16 protein-coding genes are annotated in these 12,581 nt (G+C 64.7%); 8 read left to right on the top strand and 8 right to left on the bottom strand.

The window, feature by feature from the left end:
• Nucleotides 1-26: 26 nt before the first annotated feature.
• Complete coding sequence (locus AAA989_RS00995; protein ID WP_338240552.1) at nt 27-1,460, top strand: aldehyde dehydrogenase family protein; 1,434 nt, start codon at nt 27-29, stop codon at nt 1,458-1,460.
• A gap of 12 nt (nt 1,461-1,472) precedes the next feature.
• Here AAA989_RS00995 and AAA989_RS00990 read toward each other — a convergent pair whose 3' ends face one another.
• Entirely contained in the window at nt 1,473-1,829 is a 357-nt protein-coding gene (locus AAA989_RS00990) for a hypothetical protein (protein WP_338240551.1), read from the bottom strand.
• The gene (locus AAA989_RS00985; protein WP_338240550.1) at nt 1,819-2,007 is read right to left on the bottom strand and encodes a hypothetical protein; all 189 of its coding nucleotides are present in this window, start codon (nt 2,005-2,007) and stop codon (nt 1,819-1,821) included. The genes AAA989_RS00990 and AAA989_RS00985 overlap by 11 nt, the downstream gene beginning before the upstream one ends.
• Nucleotides 2,008-2,152: 145 nt before the next feature.
• Here AAA989_RS00985 and AAA989_RS00980 point away from each other — a divergent pair, with 145 nt between their 5' ends.
• A complete protein-coding gene (locus AAA989_RS00980; RefSeq protein WP_338240548.1) occupies nt 2,153-2,785 on the top strand; it encodes a LexA family transcriptional regulator in 633 nt (210 codons plus the stop codon).
• A gap of 49 nt (nt 2,786-2,834) precedes the next feature.
• On the opposite strand, the gene AAA989_RS00975 is transcribed toward AAA989_RS00980, so the two are convergent.
• The 3 genes from AAA989_RS00975 to AAA989_RS00965 form a co-directional block, all read right to left on the bottom strand.
• Nucleotides 2,835-3,608: an SDR family NAD(P)-dependent oxidoreductase gene (locus AAA989_RS00975; RefSeq protein WP_338240547.1), complete on the bottom strand. Its 774-nt coding sequence runs from the start codon at nt 3,606-3,608 to the stop codon at nt 2,835-2,837.
• 213 nt (nt 3,609-3,821) lie between these two features.
• Nucleotides 3,822-4,235: an ester cyclase gene (locus AAA989_RS00970; protein ID WP_338240546.1), complete on the bottom strand. Its 414-nt coding sequence runs from the start codon at nt 4,233-4,235 to the stop codon at nt 3,822-3,824.
• Nucleotides 4,236-4,332: 97 nt separating this feature from the next.
• Nucleotides 4,333-4,794: a GNAT family N-acetyltransferase gene (locus tag AAA989_RS00965; protein WP_338240545.1), complete on the bottom strand. Its 462-nt coding sequence runs from the start codon at nt 4,792-4,794 to the stop codon at nt 4,333-4,335.
• 51 nt (nt 4,795-4,845) lie between these two features.
• Here AAA989_RS00965 and AAA989_RS00960 point away from each other — a divergent pair, with 51 nt between their 5' ends.
• Complete coding sequence (locus AAA989_RS00960; RefSeq protein WP_338240544.1) at nt 4,846-5,511, top strand: MBL fold metallo-hydrolase; 666 nt, start codon at nt 4,846-4,848, stop codon at nt 5,509-5,511.
• A 9-nt stretch (nt 5,512-5,520) separates the two neighbouring features.
• Here AAA989_RS00960 and AAA989_RS00955 read toward each other — a convergent pair whose 3' ends face one another.
• Nucleotides 5,521-5,916, bottom strand: a complete 396-nt coding sequence (locus tag AAA989_RS00955) for an MAPEG family protein (protein ID WP_338240542.1) — start codon at nt 5,914-5,916, stop codon at nt 5,521-5,523.
• A 207-nt stretch (nt 5,917-6,123) separates the two neighbouring features.
• On the opposite strand from AAA989_RS00955, the gene rpmF reads away from it, so the two are divergent.
• The 5 genes from rpmF (at nt 6,124) to AAA989_RS00930 (ending at nt 9,188) form a co-directional block, all read left to right on the top strand.
• Nucleotides 6,124-6,306 (top strand): 50S ribosomal protein L32, encoded by a 183-nt coding sequence (rpmF, locus tag AAA989_RS00950; RefSeq protein WP_082126465.1) that lies wholly within the window; start codon nt 6,124-6,126, stop codon nt 6,304-6,306.
• A gap of 30 nt (nt 6,307-6,336) precedes the next feature.
• On the top strand, nt 6,337-7,407 hold the full coding sequence (gene plsX, locus AAA989_RS00945) for a phosphate acyltransferase PlsX (protein WP_338240541.1): 1,071 nt from the start codon (nt 6,337-6,339) through the stop codon (nt 7,405-7,407).
• Nucleotides 7,404-8,369, top strand: coding sequence for a beta-ketoacyl-ACP synthase III (locus tag AAA989_RS00940; RefSeq protein ID WP_338240540.1), 966 nt, complete (start codon nt 7,404-7,406; stop codon nt 8,367-8,369). The genes plsX and AAA989_RS00940 overlap by 4 nt, the downstream gene beginning before the upstream one ends.
• A gap of 105 nt (nt 8,370-8,474) precedes the next feature.
• Complete coding sequence (locus AAA989_RS00935) at nt 8,475-8,771, top strand: integration host factor subunit alpha (RefSeq protein ID WP_338242162.1); 297 nt, start codon at nt 8,475-8,477, stop codon at nt 8,769-8,771.
• A gap of 36 nt (nt 8,772-8,807) precedes the next feature.
• The gene (locus AAA989_RS00930; RefSeq protein WP_338240539.1) at nt 8,808-9,188 is read left to right on the top strand and encodes a MerR family transcriptional regulator; all 381 of its coding nucleotides are present in this window, start codon (nt 8,808-8,810) and stop codon (nt 9,186-9,188) included.
• Between the two features lie 34 nt (nt 9,189-9,222).
• Here AAA989_RS00930 and AAA989_RS00925 read toward each other — a convergent pair whose 3' ends face one another.
• Together AAA989_RS00925 and AAA989_RS00920 are read right to left on the bottom strand one after the other, a co-directional pair.
• The gene (locus AAA989_RS00925) at nt 9,223-9,756 is read right to left on the bottom strand and encodes a SixA phosphatase family protein (RefSeq protein ID WP_338240538.1); all 534 of its coding nucleotides are present in this window, start codon (nt 9,754-9,756) and stop codon (nt 9,223-9,225) included.
• Complete coding sequence (locus AAA989_RS00920) at nt 9,753-12,500, bottom strand: ATP-dependent DNA helicase (RefSeq protein ID WP_338240537.1); 2,748 nt, start codon at nt 12,498-12,500, stop codon at nt 9,753-9,755. The genes AAA989_RS00925 and AAA989_RS00920 overlap by 4 nt, the downstream gene beginning before the upstream one ends.
• Nucleotides 12,501-12,581 lie beyond the last annotated feature (81 nt).

Here is a 12,581-nt window from a genome sequence, read left to right as displayed (position 1 = left end):
TTGAGTCGAGCAGTCAGGAGGCCCGAATGCCAGAACTCAAGGACGTCTATCCGCTCTACCTCAACAACAAGGCGGAGCAGCCGAATACCGATCTCGAGGTCACCGACAAGTTTACCGGCGAGGTGGCGTTCCGCACCGCGCTGGCCACGCCAGACGTCATCGAGGAAGCTATCGCCGGCACAGTCCGGGCGACCGAACCGATGGCGCGAATGGCCAGCTTCGAACGGCAGGCGGTCCTGCAACATTGCGTGGAACGGTTTCGCGAACGCTACGACGAACTGGCCTATTCGCTTTGCGTCGAGGCGGGCAAGCCGATCAACGATGCCGAGGGCGAAGTCGACCGCCTGATCGACACCTTTAAGATCGCCGCAGAGGAATCGACGCGCAACTACGGCGAGGTCCAGCCGCTCGACATCTCGGCGCGGGCCAAGGGCTACATGGGGATGTGGAAGCGGGTGCCGATCGGTCCCTGCAGCTTCATCTCCCCGTTCAACTTCCCGCTGAATCTCGCCGCCCACAAGATCGCTCCCGCGATCGCCGTGGGATGTCCGTTCGTCATGAAGCCCGCCAGCAAGACGCCGCTAGGTGCGCTGATAATGGGCGAGATTCTGGCCGAAACCGATCTTCCCGAAGGCGCCTTCTCCATCCTCCCGGCCAGCCGCGACGGGGCAGACCTGTTCACCACCGACGACCGGCTCAAGCTCCTCAGTTTCACGGGCTCGCCCGAGGTGGGCTGGGACCTCAAGTCGAAGGCCGGCAAGAAGCCCGTGATCCTGGAACTGGGCGGCAATGCAGCGGTGGTTGTCGACAAGGATGCCGACCTTGACCACGCGCTGGAGCGGATCATCATCGGTGCCTTCTACCAGTCCGGCCAGAGCTGCATCGGCGTGCAGCGCATCATCATCCACGAAAGCATCTACGACGAGTTCAAGGCGATGCTGGTGGACAAGACCAGGTCGCTTGTCGCGGGCGATCCCAAGGATCGCGACACGTTTATCGGCCCGATGATATCCGAGAAGGAAGCGAGCCGCCTGAAGGGCTGGATCGACGAGGCGGTGGACGCCGGGGCAAAGCTGCTGTGCGGTGGCGGGCTGGACGGTGCCATGCTCGAAGCGACGCTGCTGGAAGACGTGCCTCGCGATTGCGACGCCAACCGGGAGGAGGCCTTCGGCCCGCTCGCGAACCTTTCCAGGTTCTCGGATTTCTACGAGGCGCTGGACCGCGTGAACGACAGCAGGTTCGGTCTCCAGGCGGGCATCTTCACCAACGATTTCCAGCAGGTGCTGGATGCCTGGGATATCCTCGAAGTCGGCGGCGTGGTGGTAAACGACGTGTCCAGCTACCGGGTCGACAACATGCCCTATGGCGGGGTGAAGGATTCCGGTCTCGGCCGCGAAGGCATCCGCTTTGCCATGAAGGACATGACCGAGATCCGGAACCTGATAATCAGGCGGACTTAATTGCCCGTGGGATCAGCCCTCTTCCAGCAACAGGATTTCGCACGTGATCGAAAGACGCGGGGGTTCCACCGTGCTTTCCACTTCCACGACTGCAGCATCGGCGACCAGGTGGCCGCGGATGGCGAACTCGTGCTCGGGGAGAAAGGCGATGAAGCATTCGCCAGCATCGACGGCCTCGCTTCCTGAAAACACCATCTCCACCCGGTGCCGCGTGCCGGCGAAGGTGATGCTGGCCCAGCTCTTTTCCGAATGACTGACGATACGTCCCTTGTCCTCGCCCAGCGCCACCAGCGCGGCGGCGAGCAGTTCGCGCGGGCCCCGCGGCGCGCGGCGGCGAGCGGGAGGAGGGGTGAACGGTTCAGAACGCATTGGTCGTCTCCCGGTATTTGTTCATGAAATGTTCCACCCGTTTTTCCGTTTCGGGTCGCGGCATGCGCCCATTGCGCAAGTCGAGCACGAATCGCGGATCGCGCGTGGCGAGGCGACCGAACTTGGTGGGCGGCATGCGCGTGTGGCGCAGAAATACTTCGATCTTGCGGATGAGCATGGTGCGAACCCCTCTTCCAATTTTCCCGTGTTGAACGAGCCACTTGTGCGACTCGATGGGCTAGCTCTTGCCGCCGAAATCCTACTTGTCTAGGAAAAATACATCGTGTAGGAGGATTTCGCGTTGCAGCATAGGAAGGTCATCGATGGACCCGCGTGAGAGACTGGCAGAGCTGGCAAAGGAACGGGGCACAAGCCTCGCTTCCCTCTCGCGCATGCTATCCCGTAATCCTACGTATCTTCAGCAATATATCACGAAGGGCAGCCCCAAGAAGCTGGAGGAGGAAGACCGCCGCGTCCTGTCGAAGTTCCTTGGCGTGGATCAATCGCAGCTGGGTGGCCCCAAGGAAAATTCCTATGATTCGCGTGAGAGGCGGGACTGGATCGAAGTCCCGCGGCTGGATGTCGATGCTTCCGCCGGGCCGGGCGCGGCAGGGGCCGAGGAAAAGGTGTTCGATGCCTTCCGCTTCTCCCGCCGCTGGCTGGCGGAGCAGGGGCTGGACGGCGCCAGCCTCTCCGCCATCCGCGTAGTGGGAGATTCGATGGAGCCGCTGCTGCGCGAAGGCGACGAGGTTCTGGTCGACTGCCGCGATCAACCGTTCCGCGACGGTGTGCACGTGGTGCGGCTGGACGAACTGCTGCTGGTAAAGCGCGTCGCCAGCAAGGGCGGGGGCCGCTTCTCGCTGCTCAGCCAGAACCTGGCCTATCCGCCTATCGACGTGAGCGCCGACGAGTTCGACATCATCGGGCGCGTCGTGTGGAAAAGCGGGCGAGTGTGAGTTCAGCGACCGCTACTGGGTAAAATCCGGACCTCCCTCTGTTCGCAATCTAGTATAGCTTTGCAGTCCGTCCGCCATTCACAGGCAAGGAAGCTCCGTTCACGAAACTTGCCTGAGACGACAACAACCACGCAATCGCATCTGCAATCTCCTCGGCCTCTCCCAGCCGGTTCATCGCAGAATGATGCTCGACTATATTCGCCATCAATTCCGGCTCGCTCTCGACGTAGGGATCGACCATTTCCGAATGGCAATAGCCCGGACAGATGGCGTTTATTCTCAAGCCGCTCTGCCCGTAATCGATCGCTGCGCTCTCAGTTAAGCCGATCACGCCGAATTTTGCCGCGGAATAACCGGCGTGACCAATTTCGCTTCCGATCAAGCCATAAACCGATGATACGTTGACTATCGAGCCGGTTCCGTTTGCCAGGAGGGCCGGGATTTCGGCTTTCATGCAGCGCCAGACAGAGGTGAGATTCACGGCAATCATTTCGTGCCAGTCCTCATCGGTAATGTCGGCAGCAGGCGTCATCACGGAGTTGGATATTCCTGCGTTGTTGACCGCACCGTCGAGCTTACCGAAATGCTCGACCGTCCTTGCGACCATCGCATCAACTTCATCGGCAAGCTTCACATCAGTGCGCACGAAGAGAGCTGCCCCGCCGCTCTGCTCGATTTCGCGTACTAATCCATCGCCGCGATCTTGCCTGCGCCCCGCCAGAGAGACCCTTGCCCCCAAGGAAGCAAGTTTGCGAGCGGTGGCCGCTCCAAGGCCAGAGGTCGCCCCCGCGACCAGAAAAACCTTTCCGCTCAAGTCGATCATCTACCCTCTCCCCTGAATTCGGACATTTCTTCACCTACTCGCTAACTCGGTCCCAGGCTGCGGCGAGTGCGCCCCCCTCGACCAGCATCCCAACGCCACTCGTCGGACAGGTGGCTAGGTTAGAAGTCTGCATTAGGGTCGCTGGAACTCCGCTTCGTCCGGACATCCGGGCGCGCGCCGGTAGCTTTCCCGTTGGAAAGCAAGCGGGGAGGCCTAGTCCCAGCCGGCCTGTTTCATCGCGAAGCCGTCGTTCCAGATCTTCGTCATGTGGGCGACGCGCTCGCCGTCGAAGTCGATGACATAGCAATATTCCGTCGCCACGGCCTTGCCCGTCGGCGGCACGGGACCGCCTTCGCCAGTGTGGGTCGCGTGAAAGGTGGCGGCGGCGCAGATCTTTCCGCGATCCTCGTCCACCCCGAAGGCGATCATCTCGTATCGCATGTCTGGCAGCGGCTCCAGCATGTGGGCCATCGCGTCGGTATAGGCTTCCAGTGTCTCGGTTTCGCCGAACAGGTCTGTCTGGGAGGAGAAGGTGGCGTCGGGGTCGCACCACTGGCTGCACACCTGCCATCCCTTTCCGGTTTCGCAGGCATCGAAGAAATCGAGCGCGGTCTGTTTCATCGTCATCGGACAAATTCTCCCCCGGCGCGACCCGATGGGGGAACATGTCCGGAAAGGTGGCCGCGGTCCAGCGAAAGGCGACGGACTCTTGTAAGCGAGTGTCCTAGGCCAGCTTCAACTTGAACCCTGTGTGCGTGGGGCGGAATCCAAGACGTTCGTAGAACCGATGCGCCGCCTCGCGCTGGCGGTCGCTGGTGAGTTGCACGACGCCGCAACCGCGATCGCGGCAGCGCTCTATCGCCCAGCGCATCATTGCTTCGCCCGTGCCCTGTCCGCGAACATCCTTTGCCACGCGCACGCTCTCGATCTGCCCCCGCCATGCACCCTGGCGGGAGACGCCGGGCAGGTAGCTCAGGTGGAAGCTGGCGACCGGCGCGCCTTCGCTCTCCACGATCCACAGTTCATGGTTGGGATCGGCGGCGATTGCGCGAATCGCCTCGCGCTGCTGCGCATCGTTGTCAGGGGGGATGCCGTCACGACGAGCCGCCACCTCGTCCTGTCCGATCAGCGCGTCGAGGAAGGTCAGATCGGCTTCGGTAGCCTCTCGGTAGGTCAGTGCAGGCATCGGTTCCCTCTACGCTTGCAAGCCGCTCCCGTCACCGCCACTTAGCGGGACATGACGCAAGAAGCCCCGATCCGCGCCGCCATCGTGCCCGTCACGCCGTTCCAGCAGAACTGTTCGCTGGTGTGGTGTTCGAAAACCATGCGCGGCGCCCTGGTCGATCCCGGCGGAGACCTCGACAAGCTGAAGGACGCCGTGTCGCGCGCGGGCGTGACGCTGGAGAAGATCCTGCTCACCCACGGCCATGCCGATCATTGCGGGCAGGCGGGCATGCTGGCGAAGGAGCTGGACCTGCCCATAGAAGGTCCGCACGAGGACGACCGGTTCTGGATCAGCCGGCTGGAGGACGATGCGCCGCGCTTCCAGATGCATTGCGAGGTGTTCGAACCCACGCGCTGGCTGAAGGACGGCGATACGGTGACGGTGGGCGAAGCCACGCTGGAAGTGATCCACTGCCCGGGCCACACCCCGGGCCACGTGGTGTTCTTCCATCGCCCGACCAATTTCGCCTTCGTCGGCGACGTGCTGTTCCAGGGCAGCATCGGGCGTACCGATTTTCCCATGGGCAATCACCAGGACCTGCTCGACGCGATCACGCAGAAGCTCTGGCCGCTGGGCGACAACGTCACATTCGTTCCGGGGCACGGGCCCACCAGCACCTTCGGTCAGGAACGGCAGACCAATCCCTACGTGTCCGATGCCGCAATGGCGCGTGGCTGAATTTCGGGGCTAGACAATCCGAAAGGCGACGAGGGCGGCCCAGCCGCTCCAGAACGCCAGCAGGATGAACGTCACGCCGATGCCGATCTGGCGGGTTTTCGCCGGATGGTCCGCCTGCATCCCCAGCGGATGCAGCAGCCGCGCGGCGAAATAGGCTAGCGCGGTCAGTCCCAGCAGCCAGCCGTCCTGGTCGGTCAGGTCCAGCAGCAGGATCAGCAGCAGGGCAAAGGGCGTGTATTCGACGAAATTCGCCTGTGCGCGCATGTGGCGTTGCAGGGCCACGTCGCCACCGTCTCCATGCAGTACCTGGCCGCCGATGCGCGCCCTGCCGCAGCGCACCGCCAGCCACAGATTGATGGCCGTCGCCAGCACCACGCTGATAAGGCTGATGTGCAGATCTGCCATTGATTGTCTTCTCCCCAGGTCCCATTTCCTCGCTAGAGCGGGCAGGGCGTGCTTGCAACCGAGGTTGCATGTGGGCGAGAAATCGCTATAGCGCGCGCCTTCGCCGCATCCTCGACAGGACTGCTCCGGCGCGCTTGCGCAGCGGACAGGCTTGGCCTAGGGCGGCTCCGACGCAGTTTTTGAACGAATTCAAGGAACAGGTGCCGCATGGCTGTCCCTAAGAGAAAAGTATCGCCGCATCGCCGGGGCAATCGCCGGTCGCATGATTCGCTGAAGGTGGAAGCCTTCCACGAATGCTCCAACTGTGGCGAGCTTAAGCGCCCGCACATGCTTTGCAACGCCTGTGGCCACTACAATGGCCGTCAGGTCATCGAGCCCAAGGGCCTGTAAAGTCCCCACCGGACAAAGGAGGTCGCGCGCATGAGCCTGCCCCGTATCGCGGTCGATGCGATGGGCGGGGATCATGGCGTGCGCGTGATGGTGCACGGCGCTGCCCTGGCGCGGCGCCAGCATGACAAGTTCAAGTTCCTGCTGGTGGGTGACGAGGAGCGCATCAAGCGCGCCCTCGACGATCACCCCGGCATGCGCGAAGCATCCGAAATCCTGCATTGTGACGACGTGGTCTCGGGCGAGGAAAAGCCCAGCCGCGCGCTGCGCCGTGCCAAGACGACGAGCATGGGCCTGGCTATCCAGGCGGTGAAGAGCGGCGACTGCGGCGCTGCCGTCAGCGCGGGCAACACCGGCGCACTGATGGCCATGAGCAAGCTGGCGCTGCGCACGATGCCGGGCATAGACCGCCCGGCGCTTGCCGCCCTGCTGCCAACGCTGGAAGAGCATGACGTGATCATGCTCGACCTTGGTGCCAACACCGACTGCGACGCGCGCAACCTTGTGCAGTTCGCGATCATGGGCGCCGCCTATTCGCGCATCGTGAACAAGGGCCGCACCCCGCGCGTGCGGCTGCTGAACATCGGCACCGAAAGCACCAAGGGCACGGACGATCTCCAGCGCGCCGCCAGGCTGCTGCAGGAAGCTACCGATCTCGACATGGAATTCGACGGCTACGTCGAGGCCGACAAGATCAACCGCGGGCAAGTGGATGTCGTGGTGACCGACGGTTTTTCGGGCAACATCGCGCTCAAGGCGATCGAGGGGTCGGCACGCTTCGTCACCGACCTGCTGAAGGCCGCGTTCACCAGTTCGCTGCGCTCGAAGATCGGCTTCCTCGTCTCGCGCCCTGCGACCGAGCTGCTGAGGCATCACCTCGATCCCAACAACCACAACGGCGGCGTTTTCCTGGGCCTGAACGGCGTGATCGTGAAGTCGCACGGCAGCGCCAATGCGCAAGGCGTCGCCAATGCCGTGGCGGTGACGGCGCGGCTGCTGGAAGACGACCTGACCCACCGCATCGCCGCCGATCTTGCGAAGATGGGCGAAGAGTCCCTCAGCGGCAACGCTTCTGCGCCGGTAGAGCCGGCGGAAAGCAAGTGATCCGCTCCGTCCTCCTGGGAACGGGCTCGGCGCTGCCGAGAAACTGCGTCAGCAACGAAGAGCTGGCGCAGCGCGTCGACACAAGCGACGAATGGATCCGCGAGCGCACGGGCATCACCCAGCGCTATATCGCGGGCGAGGGCGAGACGACGGGCTCGCTGGCCACGCAGGCGGCCCAGGCGGCTCTGGACGATGCCGGCCTGGCCATTAGCGACATAGACCTGATCGTGCTGGCCACGGCCACGCCCGACAACACCTTTCCCGCCACCGCCACGCAGGTGCAGCACCGGCTGGGTGGCAAGGGGTTCCCTGCCTTCGACGTGGCGGCGGTCTGTTCCGGCTTCCTTTATGCGCTCAGCACCGCGGACGCGATGCTGCGATCGGGCATGGCCAAGCGCGCCATCGTGATCGGCTCGGAAACCTTCAGCCGCATCCTCGACTGGGAAGATCGTACCACCTGCGTGCTGTTCGGTGACGGCGCGGGCGCCTTCGTGATCGAGGCGCAGGACGTTGCCGAAGGCGGCGCAGGCGTGATCGCATCGCGCCTCCATGCCGAGGGCGAACATGGCGAGATGCTCTATGTCGACGGCGGCCCCTCGAGCACGGGCGAGGTCGGCAAGTTGCGCATGAAGGGGCGGGAAGTGTTCCGCCACGCCGTCAACAACCTCTCCAGCGTTCTGGGCGAAGTGCTCGACGATGCCGGCTGCAAGCCCGCCGATATCGACTGGATCGTGCCCCACCAGGCCAACTTCCGCATCCTGGATGCAACGGCCCGCAAGCTTGGCCTGCCGATGGAAAAAGTGGTGGTGACGGTGGACCGCCACGCCAATACTTCTGCCGCATCTGTACCGCTCGCCTACGACGTGGCGAAGAAGGATGGCCGCATCAAGCCGGGCGATCTGGTGATGCTGGAAGCGATGGGCGGCGGCTTCACCTGGGGTGCCAGCCTGCTGCGCGCATAGGATTTTTCCCCGATCGGACTGCACGTAACCTTGCGTAAACCCGGTTCTTCCTACATAATTGTTAATTGGGTCGTCTGATTATAGGAGTGGGAACGCATGAACGTAATGCGATCCGTAGGGACGCTGACACGCGCTGACCTGGCAGAGACGATCAATCACAAGATGGGATTGTCTCGCGCAGAGAGCCTCGAACTTGTCGAAGCGATCCTTGCCAAGATGTGCGACGCGATGTCCGATGGGGAAAACGTCAAGATTTCCGGTTTCGGCAGCTTCGTGCTGCGCGACAAGAAGGAACGTATCGGCCGTAACCCGAAAACGGGTGTCGAGGTTCCGATCACGCCGCGCCGCGTGATGACCTTTCGCGCCAGCCAGAAGCTGAAAGAGCGCATCGCGCAGGGATAACGGGCTGGCCGGATAATGAACGGACAGTCCTCTCCGATGGCGCGATTTGACGACGGCAAGGCGCCCGACGCCATGCGTACGATCGGGGAAGTGTCCGCTGCCTTCGGCATCAAGCCGCACGTGCTGCGATACTGGGAACAGCAGTTTCCCATGCTCCAGCCGCTGAAGCGCAGCGGCGGGCGCCGCCTTTATCGGGCCGAAGATATCGCCCTGATCGAGCGGATCGACAAGCTCGTGAACCGGCAGGGCTATACCCTGAAGGGCGCAAACAAGGCGCTGGTGGAGGGGGTGAACGCTGTAGGCGAAACCGATTCCGAATTTCCCTCCGCGGAGCCCCGGCACGAAGCGGCGACATCCGAAGTGCTGGTGCGCCTCTATTCCATCCGCAATCGCCTTGCCGCCGCGCTGGCGGACTGATCGCCCGGTGAAACGCCAGGCTGCGCGGTAGGCGTCAGCCGACGCGCTGCGGGCCCAGTTCCGGATCGAGATCGCGCGGACGGGCGAAATGCACGATGCGACCGCAGCCGGGTTCGATATCACGCCAGCTGTCGATATCGAGTTCGAGCACGGCAAAGGCCGCGGTCGGATATTTCTGCAGCACTTCGCGAAACAGCTCGTCCTCCGCATCGGGGGCGACGAGTTCCAGCGCAACTTCCTGCAATCCGGGATTGTGCCCCAGCAGGAGCACGGCATCGGCGGAATCGTCGAACGCCGAGAGCAGCTGGATGAGGGTGCCGGCATCGGCAAGATAGGCCGATTCCTCGAACTGCACCGGAAGGTCCAGCCCGCTCGCCTCCAGCGTCAGCTTCACCCGTTCCGCCGGGCTGGCCAGCGCCTTGTCCCAGGTGCCGCCCTGTTCCCGGATATGATCGCCCATCAGCCGCGCGCCCTTGCGACCGCGCGCGTTCAGGCCGCGATCGAAATCGCGCAGGCTCATGTCGTCCCAGTCGGACTTGGCATGGCGCAGCAGGCCCAGGCGTTTCACTTGCGCGCGTCCTCTTGCAATGCGGCGGTGCTGCAGGAAACACCCGCAGCCACGCGTTGTAAAGCCTCGTCCAGCGTCAACCGCGTGACCGGCACGCCCGGCGGGAAGGCGGTGAGCAGGCGCGATGGGAAAGCGGGCGACAGCACCACGAAATGGCCGCTGTCCTCACGGCTGCGAATCAGCCGTCCGAAGGCCTGCGCCAGTCGGCCGCGAATGATCTGGTCATCGTAGGCATTGCCGCCGCCTGCGGTTCGCCGCGCGCGATGCAGAATGCTGGGCTTGGGCCACGGAACCTGTTCCATCACCACGCAGCGCAGCGAATGGCCGGGCACGTCCACGCCGTCGCGCAAGGCATCGGTGCCCAGCAGGCTGGCGCGCGGATCGTCGCGAAAGATATCCACCAGCGTTCCGGTATCGATCGGATCGACATGCTGGGCGTAGAGGGGCAGGCCCTCGCGCGCCAGCCGGTCGGCGATGCGACCGTGAACGGCGCGCAGGCGGCGGATCGCGGTGAACAGGCCCAGCACGCCGCCTCCGCTCGCCTCGATCAGGCGCGCATAGGCTCCGGCAAGACCGGCCAGATCGCCCTTCTTCACATCAGTGACGATTAGCACTTCGGCACGGGCGGCATAGTCGAACGGGCTCATAGCGTCGGCCAGGCGCGGCTGCACCTCGATGTGGCTCGCCCCCGAACGGCCGATGGCTGCGGGCCAGTCCGGTCCGTCCTCGCCGCGGTCGGTGAGAGTGGCGCTGGTCAGCATGACGCCGTGCGAGGGTTCCAGCACGACGCGCGCAAACGGCTTCATCGGGTCGAGGAAGCGGCGGTGCAGGCCGATATCGAACTCGCGGGTGTCGTTGCGCTCCACGCTCAGCCAGTCCACGAACTCGGGATCGGCCGGTCCGCCAAGGCGGTGCAGCAGCGCCTCCCATGCGGCGAGCGTGTCGATGCGCCAGGCGAGCGAGAAGCGCGCACCCTCGATCCGCGCGCGGCCCTGGCCGTCCAGCCAGTCTGGCGCATCCTCCAGCATGGCTTCCAGCCGCACGCCCAGCTTGATCAGCGGCGTGCGGATTTCGGTGAGTGCCTGCGCTGCCGCCTGCGCGCGCTCGATGAAGTCGCCGTCCAACCCTGCGGCCTCGGTCTCGATCCCGTAACCGGCATCCAGCGCGCCGCTTTCGTCGCGCGCATAGGTGACGGCGCGCACTGCGGCGAGCAGCGTTTCGACCGGGCCGGACGGCTGATTTTCCGCCAGCCTTCCGAGCCATCCCTCGCCGGGAAGAGCGTGTGCCGCCTCGCACGCGGCGTCGATCGCCGCGCCGCCCGCCTCGTCGTAGCTGGCGACATCGGCCAACCGCGCGGCCAGCCCGCGGCGGCGTCCCTTCGATCCGCGTTCCGGCCCCAGTATCCAGCGCTTCAGCTCGATCACTTCCTGCCCGGTGAGCGCGGCGGCGAATGTTGAATCGGCGGCGTCGAAGACATGGTGCCCCTCGTCGAACACGATGCGCGTTGGGCGCTGGGCATGGTCGCGCCCACGTGCAGCGTTCACCATCACCAGCGCGTGGTTGGCGATCACCAGGTCGGCCTGCGCGCTTGCGCGGGCGGCGCGTTCGATGAAGCATTTGCGGTAATGCGGGCAGCCCGCATAGATGCACTCACCGCGCTGGTCAGTCAGCGACTTGATCGCGCGCTGACGGAACAGCGTGCCCAACCAGCCCGGCAGGTCGCCGCCGATCATGTCGCCATCCTGGCTGTATGCGGCCCATCGCGCCACCAGTTGCGCCAGCACCGCCGCGCGCCCGCCGAACCCGCCCTGCAAGGCGTCTTCCAGATTGAGCAGGCACAGGTAGTTTTCGCGCCCCTTGCGTACCACCACGGGGCGCGTGCCGTCCGTGCGCCGGTCGGGCCAGGCGCGCGCCGCCTCGGTTCGCAGCTGGCGTTGCAGGTTCTTGGTGTAGGTGGACACCCATACCGTGCCGCCAGACGCCTCTGCCCACAGCGAGGCCGGGGCCAGGTAGCCCAGCGTCTTGCCGATCCCGGTTCCGGCCTGCGCCAGGAGCACGTGCGGCTTGTCGCGGCGTTCCCTCGGGGCGAATATGTTGCCGACTTCGCCGGCATAGGCGCGCTGCCCCTCGCGACGCTCCGCCCCTTCGCCGGTGAGGCGTTCAAGCTGGCCCTGGATGGCATTCTCGTCCAGCGCCACTTGCGCCGGCTGCGGGCGTTCTGAACTTTCCTCCCATTCGGGCAGGCGGGAAAACAGCCACTTTTCCGCGCGTTCGGGCCTGGCGACGTGGGGCGCGAGAACCTGCGCCCACGGCCAGCGGAGGCGGGAGAGCGACTGCAGCGAGGCCCAGGCCCCTTCGCGCGCCTTCCAGTCTTCCCGCTCGCAGGTCTCCAGCAGCACGCCCGCGGCTTGCCGCAGCAGTGTGGGCACCTGCGCGCCGTCCTCGGGCTCCGGGAGGTCCAGCGCGTGGGCCAGGCCCTTGGGCGTGGGCACGCAGAACACGGCCGGATGGACGAAGGCGAACAGTTCGAGGAGGTCGAGCCCCGATAGATCGGGGTAGCCCAGCCGCGTGGCCACCAGGGGGGCGTTCAGGATCAGGTGCGGAGTGTCGGCGGCGGCCATCACCGCCTCGCCTTTCGACGCGCCGCGAACCGTTCCGTCGCCGCCGCACAGCCAGCTTCCGGCGTGGCTGGCGTGCAGAGCGGGCAATGGCACCTGCTGGGCGGGGCGGTCGGTCTCGGCCATCACCGGCCACTATCGCGGATGAGAACACAATGTAAACAAAGGAGAGCGCCGCGGCAGTGAACGGTTCACCTTTTGGCGTCG

The sequence above is a fragment of the Aurantiacibacter hainanensis genome (genome assembly GCF_036321025.1).
Taxonomy (GTDB): Bacteria; Pseudomonadota; Alphaproteobacteria; order Sphingomonadales; family Sphingomonadaceae; genus Alteraurantiacibacter; species Alteraurantiacibacter hainanensis.
This window is presented reverse-complemented; position numbering and strand designations above follow the sequence as displayed.